The sequence below is a fragment of the Flavobacterium indicum GPTSA100-9 = DSM 17447 genome, assembly GCF_000455605.1.
In the GTDB taxonomy this organism is placed as follows: domain Bacteria; phylum Bacteroidota; class Bacteroidia; order Flavobacteriales; family Flavobacteriaceae; genus Flavobacterium; species Flavobacterium indicum.
Genome location: NC_017025.1, coordinates 111620 through 130183 on the forward strand (window position 1 = coordinate 111620; position 18564 = coordinate 130183).

General features: G+C 27.7%; 19 protein-coding genes and 2 tRNA genes. 15 read left to right on the plus strand and 6 right to left on the minus strand.

All coding sequences use genetic code 11. The features are described from left to right. Positions 1–22: 22 nt before the first annotated feature. The 7 genes from KQS_RS00480 to KQS_RS00510 all read left to right on the plus strand — a co-directional run bounded on the left by KQS_RS00480 (position 23) and on the right by KQS_RS00510 (position 5481). Positions 23–1612 (plus strand): site-2 protease family protein, encoded by a 1590-nt coding sequence (locus KQS_RS00480; RefSeq protein WP_014387250.1) that lies wholly within the window; start codon positions 23–25, stop codon positions 1610–1612. Positions 1613–1690: 78 nt separating this feature from the next. Next, positions 1691–1764 (plus strand) — tRNA-Asn (locus KQS_RS00485). Positions 1765–1801: 37 nt separating this feature from the next. Beyond that, positions 1802–1875, plus strand: a tRNA-Asn gene (locus KQS_RS00490). Positions 1876–1997: 122 nt separating this feature from the next. Next, entirely contained in the window at positions 1998–2915 is a 918-nt protein-coding gene (locus KQS_RS00495) for a hypothetical protein (RefSeq protein ID WP_014387251.1), read from the plus strand. A gap of 136 nt (positions 2916–3051) precedes the next feature. After that, a complete protein-coding gene (locus KQS_RS00500) occupies positions 3052–3339 on the plus strand; it encodes a helix-turn-helix domain-containing protein (protein ID WP_014387252.1) in 288 nt (95 codons plus the stop codon). Positions 3340–3343: 4 nt separating this feature from the next. After that, complete coding sequence (locus tag KQS_RS00505; RefSeq protein ID WP_014387253.1) at positions 3344–4141, plus strand: DUF5131 family protein; 798 nt, start codon at positions 3344–3346, stop codon at positions 4139–4141. Continuing rightward, positions 4141–5481, plus strand: a complete 1341-nt coding sequence (locus KQS_RS00510; protein WP_014387254.1) for a DUF3987 domain-containing protein — start codon at positions 4141–4143, stop codon at positions 5479–5481. The genes KQS_RS00505 and KQS_RS00510 overlap by 1 nt, the downstream gene beginning before the upstream one ends. Positions 5482–5543: 62 nt before the next feature. Here KQS_RS00510 and KQS_RS00515 read toward each other — a convergent pair whose 3' ends face one another. From KQS_RS00515 to KQS_RS00525, 3 genes are all read right to left on the minus strand, one after another. Further along, on the minus strand, positions 5544–5927 hold the full coding sequence (locus tag KQS_RS00515; RefSeq protein ID WP_014387255.1) for a hypothetical protein: 384 nt from the start codon (positions 5925–5927) through the stop codon (positions 5544–5546). A gap of 7 nt (positions 5928–5934) precedes the next feature. Beyond that, positions 5935–6432, minus strand: a complete 498-nt coding sequence (locus KQS_RS00520; protein ID WP_014387256.1) for a hypothetical protein — start codon at positions 6430–6432, stop codon at positions 5935–5937. A 345-nt stretch (positions 6433–6777) separates the two neighbouring features. After that, on the minus strand, positions 6778–7053 hold the full coding sequence (locus tag KQS_RS00525; RefSeq protein ID WP_014387258.1) for a hypothetical protein: 276 nt from the start codon (positions 7051–7053) through the stop codon (positions 6778–6780). A gap of 116 nt (positions 7054–7169) precedes the next feature. On the opposite strand from KQS_RS00525, the gene KQS_RS00530 reads away from it, so the two are divergent. Continuing rightward, positions 7170–7400 carry a helix-turn-helix domain-containing protein gene (locus KQS_RS00530; protein WP_014387259.1) on the plus strand — a complete coding sequence of 77 codons (231 nt, stop codon included), beginning with the start codon at positions 7170–7172 and terminating at the stop codon, positions 7398–7400. Between the two features lie 118 nt (positions 7401–7518). Here the strand turns inward: KQS_RS00530 and KQS_RS00535 are convergent, their stop codons facing one another. Further along, the gene (locus KQS_RS00535; protein WP_014387260.1) at positions 7519–7953 is read right to left on the minus strand and encodes a JAB domain-containing protein; all 435 of its coding nucleotides are present in this window, start codon (positions 7951–7953) and stop codon (positions 7519–7521) included. 157 nt (positions 7954–8110) lie between these two features. Further along, entirely contained in the window at positions 8111–8506 is a 396-nt protein-coding gene (locus KQS_RS00540) for a hypothetical protein (protein ID WP_014387261.1), read from the minus strand. A 287-nt stretch (positions 8507–8793) separates the two neighbouring features. On the opposite strand from KQS_RS00540, the gene KQS_RS00545 reads away from it, so the two are divergent. From KQS_RS00545 to KQS_RS00570, 6 genes are all read left to right on the plus strand, one after another. Continuing rightward, the gene (locus KQS_RS00545; RefSeq protein WP_014387262.1) at positions 8794–9087 is read left to right on the plus strand and encodes a helix-turn-helix domain-containing protein; all 294 of its coding nucleotides are present in this window, start codon (positions 8794–8796) and stop codon (positions 9085–9087) included. Between the two features lies 1 nt (position 9088). Continuing rightward, positions 9089–10465 carry a DUF4365 domain-containing protein gene (locus KQS_RS00550; RefSeq protein ID WP_014387263.1) on the plus strand — a complete coding sequence of 459 codons (1377 nt, stop codon included), beginning with the start codon at positions 9089–9091 and terminating at the stop codon, positions 10463–10465. Position 10466: 1 nt separating this feature from the next. Continuing rightward, the gene (locus tag KQS_RS00555) at positions 10467–12011 is read left to right on the plus strand and encodes an argonaute/piwi family protein (RefSeq protein ID WP_014387264.1); all 1545 of its coding nucleotides are present in this window, start codon (positions 10467–10469) and stop codon (positions 12009–12011) included. 11 nt (positions 12012–12022) lie between these two features. Then, complete coding sequence (locus KQS_RS00560) at positions 12023–13843, plus strand: NACHT domain-containing protein (RefSeq protein WP_014387265.1); 1821 nt, start codon at positions 12023–12025, stop codon at positions 13841–13843. Positions 13844–13963: 120 nt separating this feature from the next. Then, on the plus strand, positions 13964–14530 hold the full coding sequence (locus KQS_RS00565) for a hypothetical protein (RefSeq protein WP_051149650.1): 567 nt from the start codon (positions 13964–13966) through the stop codon (positions 14528–14530). Between the two features lie 211 nt (positions 14531–14741). Next, complete coding sequence (locus KQS_RS00570; RefSeq protein ID WP_051149651.1) at positions 14742–16748, plus strand: DEAD/DEAH box helicase; 2007 nt, start codon at positions 14742–14744, stop codon at positions 16746–16748. Here KQS_RS00570 and KQS_RS00575 read toward each other — a convergent pair. Beyond that, positions 16745–17919 (minus strand): IS3 family transposase gene (locus KQS_RS00575; protein ID WP_242400756.1). Its coding sequence is split into 2 segments (ribosomal slippage): positions 16745–17652 and positions 17652–17919, totalling 1176 coding nucleotides; the frame shifts between segments, so codons are not numbered across the junction. The genes KQS_RS00570 and KQS_RS00575 overlap by 4 nt on opposite strands. A 64-nt stretch (positions 17920–17983) precedes the next feature. Between KQS_RS00575 and KQS_RS00585 the strand changes: the two genes are divergently transcribed. Then, on the plus strand, positions 17984–18499 hold the full coding sequence (locus tag KQS_RS00585; RefSeq protein WP_041251931.1) for a hypothetical protein: 516 nt from the start codon (positions 17984–17986) through the stop codon (positions 18497–18499). Positions 18500–18564 lie beyond the last annotated feature (65 nt).

Below are 18564 nucleotides of genomic sequence, written 5' to 3' on the forward strand. Positions count from 1 at the left end.
TTTAATACCAAATAGATTTAAAATGATTCAATTTGCACAAATAATCTTTATTCTTTCCGTATTAGTTATTCTTCATGAATTCGGACATTATATTACTGCAAAAATGTTTAAAATGAGAGTAGAAAAATTCTACTTGTTTATGGATGCTGGATTTGCTTTAGTAAAAAAGAAAATAGGTGAAACAGAATGGGGTATTGGTTGGTTGCCATTAGGTGGATATGTGAAAATTTCTGGAATGATAGATGAGAGCATGGATACTGAGCAAATGCAATCGGAACCACAACCATGGGAATTTAGATCGAAACCAGCTTGGCAACGTTTAATTGTGATGTTAGGAGGTATTATTGTTAATATTCTTTTAGCATGGTTGATATATACTGTAATGTATGCTTCTGTAGGTCAAAAATATATTTCCTCTGAAATATTACAACAAAATGGATTAGCATTTGGTGAAGTAGGAGAAAAAGTAGGTTTCAAAAACGGTGATAAAATTATTTCAGTTGATGGAAAGTTGCAACCAAAATTCAATTGGTTAATTGTAGATGTGTTATTAAGTAACGAAGTTGTTGTTGAAAGAGACGGAAAACAAGTTAAGTTACATTTAACAGACGAACAAATTGGAGAAATATTAGGTTCAGAAGGGAAAAACTTTGTGAAACCTAGATTTGAAATTTCGGAAGGTATTACCATTGATAGTATCAGTTCAAAATCAACTTTTAAAGTTGGCGATCAAATCAAAGGAATTAAAGAACAAAAGTTTATTTATTTTGATCAAATTAAAGATTATCTAAAAGCAAATAAAAATAAATCAGTTGATTTTGTTATCACTAGAAATGCGAAAGATACGGTAATTTCTGTGCCTGTTAATAAAGAGGGTTCTATTGGGATAGGTGAAACGGTTTTTCCTAATATGAGAACAAGACTTTTAGATGTTTATGTGCAAGAAGTAGAATCGGGTTCCAATGCAGAAAAAGCAGGATTGCAAAATAAAGATGGTATTGTTGGGGTTCAAGGGCAAAAAATTAAAACTTTAAATGAGTTTACAGATTATTTAAAGTTGAATAAAAATAAAGATATAATTTTACAGGTAGTTCGTGATGGCGTTGCTATGGACGTTGTAACTAAAGTAAATGAAAAAGGAAAATTAGGTATTATGTTCAATGCACTTGATAAAAAACAGTATCAAGTAATTAATCATTTGTCTATTTCTGAGGCGATTCCAGCAGCAATTAACGAATCTTGGCAAATGTTGGTGTATAATGTAAAACAGTTTAAACTGATTTTAAAACCAAAAACGGGAGCTTACAAACAAATTAAAAGTCCAATTGGTATAGCAAGACAATTGCCAGAAACTTGGGATTGGGAGTTCGTTTGGAATTTTACAGCGTTATTTTCAATTGGTTTAGCCTTTATGAACTTGTTACCAATACCAGGATTGGATGGCGGTCATGCTTTATTTACCCTTGTGGAAATGATAACTGGAAAAAAATTATCAGACAAAGCAGCAGGCTATGTTCAAACAGCTGGAATGGTTATCTTGTTGACTTTGATGGCCTTTACGTTTGGGAAGGACATTTATCAATGGATAATGGACGTACTGGCAAAAAAATAATTTTATAAAAAGTGAAAAAATATTTTTGAGGATTTAAAAATTCAATTATATTTGCACTCGCTAAAAAGATATAAATCTTCCTCCTTAGCTCAGTTGGTTAGAGCATCTGACTGTTAATCAGAGGGTCCTTGGTTCGAGCCCAAGAGGGGGAGCAACTTTTTAGCAAACATATTAACCTTTTAAGGTGATTCCTCCTTAGCTCAGTTGGTTAGAGCATCTGACTGTTAATCAGAGGGTCCTTGGTTCGAGCCCAAGAGGGGGAGCTTAGATGAGCAAAGGCTTTACAGAAATGTAGAGCCTTTCTCTTTTTATACAGGTACAACATAGGTACAACAATTATTATTTACCTCCACATTACTATTATTCTTTTTACTACATTTGATTTGTGGAAAATGTAAACAAAAATCCTTTAGAATATTTTCAAAGTTTATTAGAAAAAGATAAATCTAATGAGCTTAAGACAACTTATATTTCAGAAATAATTGAGCATTATGGTTCAATGATTGAAAAAGTTGATAATGAAAATGGAATAGTTACCTATTGGGATTTTTTCTATGATGAATCAACAGATTCTCAAATCGAGGGATTAGTTACTTATGATTTTAATAAATCTTTCAACTCTACAATTAGCTCTGAATTTGTTAAAGCCAAAAAATCTTTAGACAGCATTGTTTTAAGCATTTCTTATAATGGTATTAGCCCAAAGGAGTTCATAAATATTCAGATACTAATATTAAAAGATTTATTTGTAAAAACAGAATCTCTTTATTTAGATAAACCAATAGTAAAAAATGCTATTGTTGGTTTAATAAATTACATTCAAGAAAAATATCTAGTTGAGAAAATAATATCTATTAATACTAGTTCTCCAAACCTTATTGATATTGAAGATTATTCTGAGGATTCATTAAATTGGGATTCATTAAATCCTGAAGATACAATTCCAAACATTGAAAAACTTTATGATTTACTAATCCAATCCCCTGCTCTAATTGAATCTTCAAAGGAAGATTTTATAAAAGCTTTTACCATGCGTAAAGTAACTAATGGTATCAAATGGTTAGTTATTGGTAAAAATGGTAGTTTTTCAAAATCTTCACTCTTTTACTTTGTTGAAAAATTAATAGAAGAAGGACTAATTACAGATGTTCCATCTACACTCCTAAATAAAAAGATACATTATTTGTTTAGAGATCCTTCAAATAATAGATTGAAAAACATAAGACAATCTAAATCTACTAATTCTAGTAACCCTTCACAAAAAGATAGAATTGACTCTGTCCTAAATTCAATTTTTATCTAATTATTAATTACTTCATTTTCAATTATACCTATACACTACTGTAAAGGTATGGTAAAGCTATGTCATTTTATTTTCTATGTAGACTTGCAGCAGATAACAGGAAAGACCTGTTACGCTCATTGAAATACTGAAAAAAATGAAAAATTTCAATTTCGCAACAGAGGTGGGAGACATTGAAGAACCCACTCAGAATTTGGGTTGGCTTGCCAAAGAAGTTTTAAGCTTCAAGGAAGCATTAGCTCTGCTGGATGTATCTGCCAGTATGCTGTACAAGTTAACTCACCAACGAGCTATTAGTTTCTACAAACCCAACGGGAAACTAATTTATTTTAAAAGGGAAGATTTAATGAATTGGATGCTCAGCAATAAACAACCATCCAATGAAGAAATCAAAAATGAAGTAATTAATAATTTAAAAAATTAAGAAAATGGCAAAGGCAACAAAAATTAGTTGGACAGACTCAACATGGAATCCTTGGAAAGGATGTACAAAAGTATCAAAAGCTTGTATTGGATGTTATATGGATAGGTCAATGTCTAGAAACGGGGAAAACTCAAAAATAGTTTTTAAACAAGAGTCTGAATTTAATAGACCACTTGAAGAATGGAAAACAGGAAGAAAAATATTTACCTGTTCAATGAGTGATTTCTTTCATCATAGTGCTGATGAATGGAGAAATGATGCTTGGGAAATAATCAAAAAAACACCGCATCACACTTATTTAATTTTAACAAAGAGACCTGAAAGAATAAAAGACCATTTACCTGATGATTGGTGTAAAGAACTTTATTCTCATGTTTGGTTAGGTGTAACAGTGGAACATCAAGATACTGTTCACAGAATTCACACCTTAGGGGAAATTCCATGTGAGATAAAATGGGTGTCATTTGAACCATTACTAGGAGAAATTTATCTTGAGAAAAAAGAATTAGAAATAATTCAATGGGGAGTAATTGGTGGAATGTCAGGTTATTCAACGGGAGAGTTCAAATATGAAAAAACCGAAAAAAGTTGGTTTTTATCTTTAATGTACCAATTAAGAAGTTATAATATTCCAATATTCTTCAAACAACTTGGAACCTATTACCATTACCATGAGTTTAAAGTAGCTGATTGGGCAGGAGAAAAATATTGTAAAAACTTCCCTAGTAGGTTTCAAATTAGACAATATCCAAAATATAACTACGGAGAAGTAGAAATTAATAATTCAAAAATCAACAAATAATGAGAGATCAAAATAGTAATCAAATTGCAGAAAATGCAGATGTGGCAAGTTTGGCAGATATTCATAAGTTCATTCCTGAATCTGTTTATCAAAATTTACCTGAACCACTAAATCAAATAGTATTAGAATTTGAATCAAGAGAGAGGGACATTGTGTTCCTCTCTACCCTTGGGGTATTAAGTTCATGTTTACCTAAAGTATATTGTGTTTATGATAGAAAAAAGTACTACCCTAACCTAAACTTATTTATAATTGCTCCACCAGCATCTGGGAAAGGAGCAATGAATTGGGCAAAACTTTTAGTTAATCCTATTCATGATAAAATAATGATGGATAGTAAGGCTAGAATTGAGCAATTTAGGAATTCAACATCTACCATTGGTATTGAGAAACCTGAATTTCAAATTAAATTTTTACCAGGTAATGTTAGCTCTGCAAGAGTTTATAATCATTTAAAGAACGCACATGATAGTTTGTTGGTCTTTGAAAGTGAAGCTGATTCTTTATCAAATATGCTAAAGCAAGATTGGGGTGATTTTTCTGATGTAATGAGAAAAGCTTTTCATCATGAAACTATATCAATTAGTAGAGCTACAGATGATATTTATTTTGAAATTAAAAATCCAAAATTATCAATGGTCTTATCAGGAACACCAAATCAAATTAAACCACTTATAGCATCAAAAGAAAATGGACTGTTTAGTAGGTTTATGTTTTATTATTTTGATGATGTTTCTAGGTGGAAAGATGTTTCTCCAAATGCAAACTATATAGATTTAGAAGATGTATTTGAAAACCATTCAAAAGTAGTTTATAAACTATATGGAAAACTTTATTTTAAAGAGAATCCTATTCACGTAAAATTTACAAATACTCAATGGCAAAGATTTCAAAATACGATGAGTTTAGCAACTGACACCTTTATTGGTAATGAAAAAGGAGAGTTCTTGTCCGTTGTTAAAAGATTTGGAATTATAGCTATAAGAATTGCAATGATATTAACCGTTCTTAGAAAGAATGATTTAATAGATAGTCAAACTAGTGAGTTGGAGTGTTCAGATGAGGATATTACCAAAGCAATAGATATAACAAAAGTAATGATTGAGCACTCGTTATTTGTTTTTGATTTGTTTAGTAAGGATTCTGTTTTTATCCCTATGAAAGAAAGAATATTATTGAATCAACTTCCTACTAATTTTTCAAGAGCTGTTGGATTGAGATTAGCTTTAAACTCAAATATTGCTGAAAGAACTTTTGCTGATGTATTGAAAAGATGGGAGAAGAAAGGAATTATAGCTAAGCAGGGACATGGAGAGTATAAAAAACTAAAAATTAATTAATCTGCCAAAGATGCAAAACCTGCAATTTCTGCAAAAGAAAGGGGCTCATTTGAGCCCCTTTATCAATAACTTTTAGAAGCACTAAATGTATTGTAGTGATTTGTGAAGCTATCTTGAACTAAAATAATATTTCCATAATCTTCTGTAAGTTGATACGAACCTGCAAAAGTTTGACTTGGCACAGACATAGTTAAAGTAAATTTTGAACCTTTATCTATGTTAAAAATAAAGTGAGCATGAAGTGAATCTTTTTTGGTTTCAAGAATATTATCATTACTGTCTTTTATCTGTACCGTTACATATGTATTGTTGGGAACACTTGTACTAACTAATAGTGTTTTTGGTACTATTGTATTTGTGTTATTGGTTTCATTATCATCATTACTACAGCTAATGTTAAATAATGAAATTGATAAAATGAATAAGAGTAAAATTGATTTTTTCATTTTGGAATTATTTAATGATTTGATTGTATTCTAATTCATTGAAGATGTTTTGAAATTCAATGATGTTTTTGAACTCATTTTCATTGAGTATAATTTTTGAAGTTTTATAGGGTTCTAATTCTAACATAATTGATATTTCTGTATCAAAGGCTATTTCAGAAGCTAACTTTTTGTGTGTTTTAAACCATTCAGAGGTTGCAACATTATCACTAGCAATTTGCTTGTATTCTTGTACTAGGATATTAAAGTATTCCTCTTTCTGATGTAGTTGTATAACTCTATCTAATTTGTAATAGGTTTCAATTAATATGCAGTTTTGTTCTCTATTAGAACATATACAAGGGTAAATATGAGTAGATTTTTCTTGAAGCCATTCTACCCATTTTCTGCAATTAGATTCACTAATAAGGAAATTTACATAATTTTCATTTTCAACCAACCAAGTTTTAATTTGCTTTACTTTTAGAGGTTGATTTTTTTGCAGTTCATAAATTTTACTTATCATTTAGCAGAATATAATTTTTTAAGGTAGAGATAAATCAAGTAAAAAATATTAGGCAAAAATGTAATTACAAATAATTTAAAAAATCCAAATTGATTGGAGAAATAGATATATAAAAACAGTAGAAATAATATTAAATTAATGTTTAATTTAACTCCAAAAATCAAGTTAAGAACAACTCTAATTAAAGCCATTTGAATATAAATTATAGCCAAGTACTTTAAAATATTTTTTAGAGAGTTTAAGTCTTTTGGTATAATTTCCAACAATGATTTATCTGTGCTATTACAACTAATTAATAACATTCCTGTAGCTATTAGAAGGATTTTAAGATGAATTCTCATTTTATTATTGTGGTATTATTTTATTTGTTTCTGTATTTATGAAATACTTACAAAATGTGTCATCTGCATCGTAATCCCTACCGGTACTTTTCCAAGTATCTAACAAATCTGAATAATCATTTTTAGTGGTTTCATACCCATTTAATCTAATATGTTTTTCAATAAAGTCATTGAAAGTGGCAAGTCTACCCAACTCATCATCAAACTCTTTTAGAATCTGTTTGATAACTTCTTGGTAGCTTTCATTTGGATTAGTGTCCTCATTTTCTGTTATGTTCATAATACACACTTTTATATTTTACAATCAAATACTATAATAATGCATAGATACAAAATATATCCAAACGTAACGTATCCGTTCCTTTAAAAATTATTACAAAGCCCAAACTTTGTTCAATGGATAAAGAACAAGAACTTCAAAAGTTTGGTAAAAAAATTAAAGATATAAGGGAGTTAAAAGGTTTGACTCAAGCTCAGCTTGCGCATAAGATTAATAAAGATAGAGAGTCAATAGCAAGATTAGAGAGAGGTGGCATAAATCCAACTTACCTTTACTTAATGGAAGTTTGTGAAGGTCTTGAAATTACAATGGAGGAATTAATGAAATCGAATAATTTTGAATTATAACTTTTGGCTATATTATTATATCTTGATTTTTTTTCCAACTAATCAACAACACTCCAAAAAGCCTCCTTATCCACACATCTATTCGCACTGATATTTGTAACAGCCTCCTAAATGTGTATTATAAAGTACCCTCATCTGCAAAGCTGTAATACCCAAATCTTGATATAATTAAATGGTCTAGTAAATACACCTCAAGCAAATTACAAGCTTCTTTTAATCTTTTTGTAATAGCTTTATCAGGTTCACTTGGGACTAACTTACCACTTGGATGATTGTGTACTAAAATAATAGCTGATGCATTGCATTTTAAAGCCACACCTAAAATAATTCTAATATCTACTACTGTTCCTGATATACCTCCTTTAGACATCTCATAGATGCCTAATACAATATTTGCCCTATTGAGCAATATTACTTTCATTTGTTCCTGATACTCCAAAATATCTAAATCCCAATGTTTCATAATCACTTCAAATATCTTTTGGCTATTTGTGACTTGAACTCTATCAGGATTAGTATTTGAATAGGAAACTTTAATTTCAGCTACTTCCATAAGATAAAAAAGTGACAAAGTGATATTTTTTCTTGAAAGTTGAAACGGATAAAAAATGAAATTCAGATAAATATTTAATTCATTCAAGACTAATATTTACGGAATTATTTTTCTCATTGTACTTCTTTAAAAATTTATCACTTTGTCACTAATATTTTTACATTACAAATTCTTCTTTGTGATGCCCATTACTCGAAAAAGTATGTTCCTCGGCTAGAAGTCTTTGAATGGATTTTTCTTCTTTAGATGTAATAGCTTCTTCTTGTGTGTAAACATATCTGTAGCTTAACATCATTACTTCTCCCGAATCTTTATTCACATACTCATAAGGCTCACATTCTTGTTTTACTACATTACCTGGCATTTCAGTACCAATAAGAGCTTTACAAGTTTGCTCATCAAATGTTGATGAAATAAATGCTTTTTTAGCAGTTGCATAAAACTGATTAGAGGTTTGGCTTTTTACCATTTCAATACCTCCCGAAATTTCTAAAACAAAGAATTCTTTTCCTTCTTCTGTTTGTCTTTTTAAATAGTTAACAATTCGTACCATTGATTTAATTTTTTTGAGTTGAACTTTGCCAAACTTTAAACAGACCTCTGAACTTAAAAAATTACAACTATCACCTTGAATTTATGTAAGCTAAAATTTAGAATGAAAAAAATATGGCACAAGAAATCTTTTCTTGCTCCAAATAAGTGGGGGTATTTAGTGGGTTTTAGAAGTGCCGGGGGTGTTTTGTGCGGAGGGTTGCGTGTGTATAAAATAGTTACTTAAAAAAATTTATAATATTTTTTTAGCTATATTTGACAAAATTTGACAAGTACAAAAAAAACAAAATGGAAAGTTTAGCTGAAGTTTTGAAAAGCGCAAGAGAAGCTAAGGGATTATTGCTAAGAGAAGTTGCTTATTTGATTGATTCTGACACAGCATTAGTAAGTAAGTTTGAAAAAGGTGATAGAAAACCCACAAGAATACAAATAGATAAGTTAGCCACAGCTCTATCTTTAAATAAAAATGAACTTCAAGCAATTTGGTTAAGTGATAAACTTTTAGATAGTTTAAAAAATGAAGAAGTTGCTCTTGAGGCTTTAAAGTTAGCAGAAATAAAAATGATTAAATCCAGAAAATAATATGGGGAAATATGTATCAGAACAACATATAACTGCTGAAAAGGGAGTAAGTAAGTTTCAGTCTTTCTGTGCTAATCATAACCCTATTTTGCTTTTTAGAGAAGAAACTAAACACGATTATGGAATTGATGGTGAGGTTGAAATTACTAGAAAAACTATTAACGGTAAAATTGAGGCTACTAGTGAAATACTAAAAATACAATTAAAATCTACAAAGTTGAAAGGCTATATTTCAAGTGAAGATGAATCAAGCTTTGATTTTATAGCAAATACACAAGATATTGACTACTGGAATGAACATATCATCCCTGTTATTTTGGTAGTTTATTTTGAAAATGAAGATAAATTGTACGCAAAAAAAATTGAAAAAGGGATGGTAATAAAAAAGACCAAAACCCATAAAATTACATTCGATAAAGAGAAAAATCTCTTGGATATTAATTCTGATTTTGAGAGTGTTGTAAATCAGAAGTTTATATCAAGAGTTGATTTTAATACTTCAGAAATCCTATTTATTAACATACACAAAATTGTTTTACCTTTTTTTGTAAGAGAATATAAAAGTAAATTAAAGAATCCTTCAAAAATAGAAACACTCATAAAAGAAAATGAGTTATATCCTAAGCCAAAATACGTTGCTGTATCTGACAAAATTTATACTTTTCAAGATTTGGATGGTTACAATAAAATTTTTAAAGAAAATGTTGTTATCGATAAATCTTGTAATCAAATAAAAACCAAAGACTTTATATCAAGAAAAGGTAATGAAAAAAACACTCTTGTGTGGATTGTAAAACAATACCTTAACGAAGAGTTAAGAAAGAGAAAGATTTTTTATAACAAAGATTTTGACAGATATTACTTTGGTGTTACTTCTCAAACTCCAATAGAAACAAAAAATAGAGATAATTCAAAAACAGAAGTTTATAGATTTGAGAGAACTAAAGGAAAGGCGGGAAATCAGAGTAAAAGAAGTGTTGTCTCAAAATACACTTATTATGAAACATCTTCTTTCTATAAGCATTTAGGTTTTCAATTATTTTTTGAATGGATTGAAAGTGAGTTATATATAATTTTTGAACCAAAATATCTTTATACAGAGGATGGCAAAACACCCCTCAAAAATAAGGAAAGAGTTACTAGGTTAACTAATCAACTAAAACAATCCGAGAGAAATGTTCAGTATATAAATCACGTTACTTTCCTTAGAAACTTTTTTGAATTATCGGATTGGTGCATATTTTATGAAAGTGAGAACATAAAAATAGAAATTAAACAAACCCACCGTGAAAAAGTCAATTTTGGGATAAAAGAGGATTCAAAAAGCAACATGTCACAAAGTCAAGAAGAGAATAATATCCAAATGTCATTGTTTTAATATGAAAATTGAATTATTAGAAGAACCGTTAATCGAATTTGCAGATGATTTTCTTTGTGATGACCCAAAGAAAGGAATATTAACTACAGGGTTTTATTCTTTATCTAATAACACTCACAATTCCGAAATAAATTATTCTATAATAGGTACAAAAAAACAAATTGAAATTTACAATGAATTTGTTGAAAAACTTAAAAATCCAATTGAATCTACATCTGTATTTAAAATAAAGAATAATAACGTAACAATTAATTCAGAAAGTGGAGAAATCAGTCTTTTTGAAGATGATGAAATTTTAAATGAAAATGAAACCCCATTTGAAGGGATAAATAAAAAACTAAATCCTGACTTCCCTGGTTTTAATGAAAACAGTTGTTTCAAATGTAAGTTTCAAAACAATCCTGATAATGATATTATTTTAAAATCCAATGAGATTGATAATATTCTAAATGGAGATGAAAAATTACATAATAAACTTTTCAAAATTATAGATTTATTTAAAACTGCTTATGTTGAACTAATTGAAAACAACCTAACAGGTACACCTGATATAATAATTCTAATTATTGGAAAAGAACTCTTTGAGGATTTTTCTTCAATTCAAATTGGTAATAAATGGCTTAATTTTAGAAGAATTCTGAAAGCAGAAATAATTGCTTTAGATAAAAACGTTCCAATTCAAATAATATTAGAAGATACTTTAACAGGGAAGAAAAAGAGTTTACAAGATCTTTCAATGATTGCTTGGAATTACTGCATAGCACAATATTATAAAACTGCTAATTGTACACCTTGGACTATAAAAGATATTGACTCTGATACATGTTATTTGGGAATTAGTTTTCATAAAGTTACTGAAAGTGATGATAATGATTTGAGATCAAGTATAGCGCAAGCATTCAACAAAGATGGTAAGGGGCTAATTTTCACTGGAAAACAATTTGAATGGAATAGTAATAAAACAAAAGTTGTTGCTCCTCATTTGAAATATGACTATGCAAAAGAACTCATAATCAATGTTTTAAAACAATATGTTAAGATTAATAAGCACACACCAAAAAGAGTTGTTATCCATAAAACATCAGATTTTTGGGATTCATATATAAATGAAGAATATAATGAAGTAGATGGAATAGTTCAAGGAATAGTAGAGGTACTTGGAAATGATGTTGAGTATGATTTGGTGACAGTTAAATCTTCCAAAATAAGAGTATTAAGAAATGGTGCATATCCATCAATAAGAGGTACTATGTTAAAAATTTCTGATGAGAAAGCAATTTTATATACTTCGGGTTATGTTCCATATTTCAATACTTATCCTGGCGCATATGTACCTGTACCTCTTCAAATAGAAAATATTGGAGAAACTCCTATCAAGGAAATTTGTAAAGAGGTTTTAGCTTTAACAAAAATGAATTTTAATAATGCGGATTATTTTGATAGCCTTCCTATAACTTTACAATTTTCGATGAAAGTTGGAGAGATAATCCAATACATGCCAGAAGATGTGGATAATCCCCCAAATAAATACTATTTTTATATGTAATCAAAAAAATTATGATTAAAGAGATTATTATTAAGGAAGCAGCTAAAGAGGTTTTTAAATATTCCACAACATTTCTTAAAAAGAACTTCAATAAACTTTTATCAAAAGAAAAAGATATTTATGATTCTTTAAATGAACATATTCAAAAAGTAAAAAACTGGTCAAATGAAATTACATTTAAAGATTTAAAGTCTTCTAAAGTAATGAGCCAAGTTTTTATAGAATTAGATATGTATGTTTACCCAAGAAACATAAGAATTGATGAGTCAGAAAAAATTTTAAAAATCCCATTAAATAAGATTTTTGATGTTGAAACTAAACATTTATTAATTTTAGGACAACCAGGGGCAGGCAAAACAACTTCAATGAAGTATTTATGTCACTCTATATTTTTCAATGACAATACTAGTTTTCAAAAATACAAGTACCCTATTTTAGTCAAATTAAGAGACTTGAATAAACCTATAAATTCTAAGAACAAGTCAGGAATGTTATTTGAATATATTTTCAATTTACTTGGATTGTCTTTAGATATAAGAGAAAATCAAAGCGAAGAAGAAATAATAAGAACAAAGCAAAAACTTGTTCTTTATTTATTGAATAAGCTCAATGTTATACTAATAATTGAGGGGTTTGATGAATTAAGTTATAAAAAGCACAGAGAAATAATTCTATTTGAAATAGGAGAATTAGCAAATTTTTTAGAAGACTCGAGATTGATAATCACATCTAGAACATCAGATTTTAATTATCATTTTGAAAATATAACACCTTTTGAATTGTGTTCACTTAATGAGGAACAAATTTCATTATTTGCTACAAAATGGTTAATTGAGGAAAATAAAATCAACTCTTTTTTATCAGAAGTTTATAAATCCCCATTTATAGATACAGCAGTAAGACCATTAACAATTGCTCATTTATGTGCAATCTATGAAAGAGTTGGAAAAATTCCTGAAAAGCCCAAGACTGTATATAAAAAAATTGTCAATTTACTATTAGAGGAATGGGATGAACAGAGGAATATTAAAAGAGTTTCAAAGTATTCAGACTTTGAAATCGATAGAAAATTTGAGTTTCTTACAAGTATAGCATATCATTTAACTGTAAACAACAAAAAGTCTATTTTTTCTACATCAACACTTGAGAATTTATATTTTAAAATTTATAATGATTTTGATTTAGACAGAAAAGATTCAAAAAATGTCTTAGAAGAATTAGAAACTCATACTGGACTTTTTATTCAAGCAGGTTATGAATTATATGAATTTGCACATAAATCACTTCAAGAATATTTGACAGCAGAATATATTGTTAAACTACCATCTATTCCAGAAAACTTAAATGTAATTAGTAGTATACCAAATGAGCTAGCAATAACAATTTCAATATCATCCAATCCTAGTTTCTATTTCACAGAATTAGTTCAGAAAAGATTTAAAAACATGAAATTAAATTTTCAGTTTTACCAGATTTTTTTAACCAGATTAATGATTGAAAAACCAGATTTTAACAAAACAAGTAAAGTTGGAATTGCAGCATTTCAGTTATATTCAATGTATTTATATCAAAATAAAAGTCTAAATCAATTAAAATTATTTATTGAAGATGATCTGGTTAGCGAATTTGAAGTATTTATAAATTCAATTTTCAAAAGAAACGCTAAAGATTTTGTAGAAAAATTTTACGAAATTGAGAGTGAAGAAACTTCAACAAATGGATTTATTATTATTACATTAAATAAAAAGAAATCAATTAGTATAGGAAAGAGTTTTGAACTTACCTCAAGAGATTTACCACAAAAATTGTTGTGTAGAAGTAGCTTTATATAGAAAATAAAATCTTTAATAAATTGGATACTTTTAAATTCAACATTCAACAATTAATAAGGCAAGACACAACTGTTATATTTGAAATCAACCAGAAATATTTTAATATACTAGTATGCAGTAATGAAGAATCCTTTCAGTCATAAAAAACAAAAGCTAGAGTGTGGCAACATCCTTTACACTATTGATATAGATATAATAGACAGTAATCTAAAAAATTTCTTTGATGCTAAACTTACAGAAATTTGTGAAGGAACGAGGAATATTGGTTTAATTGATGTAAAAACTAAATTAGTTGATTTTTTTGATTCAAAGAAAGATTCTGATTTAGAAATTGGAGCTGTAGCTGAACTAATCATTCATTTTTTTATCAAAACTAAAAAATTCAAAGCTGAATTTTTATTTACAAATCTTGAAGAAAATTCATTAAAAAAGGGTTTTGATGGTTATTATTCTAAAAAGAATGAAGAATGGATTTTAGAGAGTAAATCAGGTAAAATTACTACAATAGATATTTCTCATAAAAGTAAAATTGCAGAGGCATATACAGGGTTGAAGAATAAAGTAGAAGGCAAAGATAAAGATAACAATCCATGGGAAAATGCATATAAACACGCAAACCAAAGTGATTTAAGGACAAAAAAAACTATAAAGGATAAATTGAATGATTTATCAATAAATTATATTTAGAGGTAATTATTTTGAAATTAAAGATTTTAATATCATACCATGTTCTACAATATTTATGGATGATGATTGGGAAAGTATCAATAGAAAAGAATTAAAAATTACAATTCAAAATTATCTCAAAAAAAAGAAGTATAAAAAAATTATAGTTATTTGTATAAACAAAAGAGCAATTAAACAAGTTCTAGATTATTTAAAATCATAATGCTATTTTATGCTAACAGAAGAAAAAAGGGTACTCACAGATATTTTTAAAAAAAACTCTGAATTTAAAAATATCTTAACAAAGTTAACTATTGATAAAGCTTTAGATGAAAACGAGAAAGCTTACGCGCTTACTTGTGCCTTGTTATTCATAAAAGAATATGCTAATGATAGAAAGTATAAAAGCTATGCAGAAATTGCATATTTCATAATTTTAAAATATTCAATTAAAACTTTGGACTATAAACCATTATATGATTTTTCAACCATATTTGGATTTTACCCAATTTCAAACTCAATACTAAAAAATAGTTTACTCAATGATAATAATCTTGATAATTTTTTCACATCAATTGAGTTACAAAAATTCCAAAAGGAAACTGATATAAATAAATACTATATTGAAACCTATGAACAACATAAAGAAAGGAACAGTTTTCTATATGATGATGCTAATGAAAAAGGATTTTTAGCACCTACTTCTTATGGTAAAAGTTCAGTAATAATTGACTACTTAAAAACTCTTCAAAATAATTCAAAAATTGTAATAATAGTACCAACCAAATCACTCTTGATGCAAACTTATAGAATGATAAGAGATGCTAATTTGGATTACAAAATTTTGATTCATGAAGAAATGTACTCAATTGAAACTAAATTTATTGCTGTTTTTACTCAAGAAAGAGCATTAAGATTATTAAAGAGAAAGAAAGGTGTCTTTTTTGATGTTTTAATAATAGATGAAGCTCATAATATTTTAAAAAAAGTTAAGAGTGGAGATAATAGAAGCTTGTTGTTAACTAGACTTTTAAAACTAAATAAAATATTGAATCAGAATCAAAAAGTTGCATATTTATCTCCATTAATAAATGAAATTCAAAACATAAAAATTAATGATAATCAAGTAATACATTCTCACATCATTGAGTTTAATATTAAAATTCCTGAAATTTACGAGTATAAAATTAACAATACTGTGGTTAAGCATAATAAATACTTTATAAATAAATTGAATACAGGATTTGAAATAGGAAGAAATAACAGTTTCATTGAATATTTAATCAATAATTCTGGAAGTAAAAATTTTCTTTATTATAATTCACCAAAAGTCATTGAAAAGTTAGCCATTGAACTTTCCAAAAGCATAGAGAAGTCTATAAATTTGAATGATAGAATTGTGGAGACTATAAATAATCTAAAAGAAGAAGTGCATAGTAGTTTTTATGGTGTGGATTTATTAAAGCACGGTATTGTATATCTTCATGGCAAACTACCTGACCTAATTAAAGAATATTTAGAAACTAAATTTAAAGAATTACCAGAACTAAAATATATCATTGCTAATTCTGTAATATTAGAAGGCATAAATTTACCTATTGACACATTGTTTATACTTAACACTTATGGGTTACATGGAAAAGAATTAACAAATTTAATAGGAAGAGTCAATAGATTAAATGATATTTTCAAAAATGGAAATAATTTACATAAGCTACTACCTAATGTGCATTTTATAAACAATGAATTTGATAATAAATCAAATACTAATATGTTTTCAAAAATACTAGAATTAAGAAGTAGGGCTTTCGAAGATAAAATTGAAAATCCAACTTTAGAAAAGTATGATATTAATAAAGAAAAAACAGACCCAAAGGTTATTAACAAATTAGTTAATGATGAAGAATTTTTGATAACACCTCCAGCAGATGAGTTTGGAGAACTAAAACAATATCTAATAGAAAATGGGATTAATCTATTTTATTCTGATACAGATAAACTTACCAAACTTTTACTTAAGAAACTCAATTCAAGTGCGTTGAAAAATTCAGAATGGGAAAAAATCAAAATATTAGACAAGATTTTTAAAATATTTATAGAAGATTATGTAAATGAAGATAAATTTATAATTGATTTTGAATTTGCGAGACTTGAACAACAAGTAGCTAGAGACTTTTATGAAAGATACATTGAAAACAGAAAATGTGGATATGCAAATAAAAATTACAGTTTAAGTTAAGCTACATTTTTGTAAATGTTTTTTTGATTATTAAATTCTTCGATTGTTTTATAATTCAATGAACTGTGGCGTCTTTTTTTATTATACCAAATTTCGATGTATTCAAAGATTTCCAGTTCCATTTGCTTTTTAGTTATTAGTTTATTGCCATAAATTAATTCGGTCTTCAATGATTTAAAAAAGCTTTCTGCTACTGCATTATCCCAACAATTTCCTTTTCTACTCATACTTCTAATTACTCCGTAAGATTCAATTGTATTTGCAAATTTTTTGTTTGCATATTGAACTCCTCTGTCAGAATGAAAAATCAATCCTTTCTCAACGATTCTATTTTTTATAGCCATTTTCCACGCTGAGAGAGTTGTATCTTCAGTATTCATTGTGTTGCTTAAACTCCAACCAATCATTTTACGGTCGTACAAATCGATGATTGTTGTTAGATATAAAAATCCTTCTTTGGTTTGAATATAAGTGATGTCTGATACCCAAACTTTTGATGGATTAGCAACCATAAAGTTTCTATTCAACACATTTTCTACCACTAAATAATTATGCTTTGAATCGGTGGTAACTTTGAATTTCTTACTTAATTTACTTTTTAAACCAAGTTCATTCATATATTTTGCAACTGTTATTCTTGATATTTTGTAGCCCAATGTATTTAACTCAATAGTGATTCTTGGACTTCCATAGCGTTGTTTTGAGGCAAAATAAATGGTTGTTATTTGTTGTTTTATTTCGTTTTTTCTAATTGTTCTTTTAGAAAGCGTTTTGCTTTTCCATTTATAATAACTACTAGAACCAACTTCTAACACTTTACACATTTTTTCAATCGAAAATAGATATTCATGATGTTTAATGAATTTATATTTCATCGACCGCTCTTGGAAAAAATGCCGATTGCTTTTTTTAATATATCACGTTCTAGTTCTGCATCTTTTAGCTTTTTCTCAAGCTCAACAATCTTTTCTTGTTCTGGTGTTAGTTTAAGATTTCCTTTTCCAGGAAAACTGCCTTCGCCAAATTCTTCGTATTCTTTTCGCCATTTATAAAGTAAACTAACTTTTATTCCTAGTTCTCTTGCCAGTTCTGAAATATTATCTCTTTCATTACTTAATTGAACTGCTTTTGTCTTAAAAGCTGGATCATAGATTTTTCTTTCTCGTTTCATATGTTAAAAATAAGATTTTATTCTTAACTCATACTGGAAGCTAAATTAGTATATCCAATATTCATTGAAAGAAAATGTTAATCATCTTTTTAAATATTTAAAAGCTAGAAAAGAATCAAGAGATAAAAAGCATCATATATATTATATTGGCACAACCTATGGAGAAATTCCATATAAATCAAAAAAATATTTTAAAGACATACACAATAAAAATGTAGCTATAGATTTGACAAAATTAACAGATAAACAATTAATTAATTATGCTATAGTTAAATTGAAAATTGAGGATGACTTTATTAGTTTTAAATTAAATAAATTTATTGTGTTTTTGTATGATTATAAATTAATCTCTGAAGAAACATATCATTTATATGTATATGGAACAACAGATAAGAAAATAATTAGTTTTACAAAATTTGGATTAAACATAAGCCTTATAAATAAATTAAAATCTGAAAATCAGTTAAATAATTTAAGGTTTGACATGAATAATAACTTAAAAGCTAATCTAGAATTTAAAAAATACCTGAATACATTAAATGATTTCAAAAGGTTTGAAATTGAAAGATTTATAAGTTAATTAATTTCAAAATATATCCATTTATTATAAACTGCGGTTAAATACAATTTATATTTAAAAATACA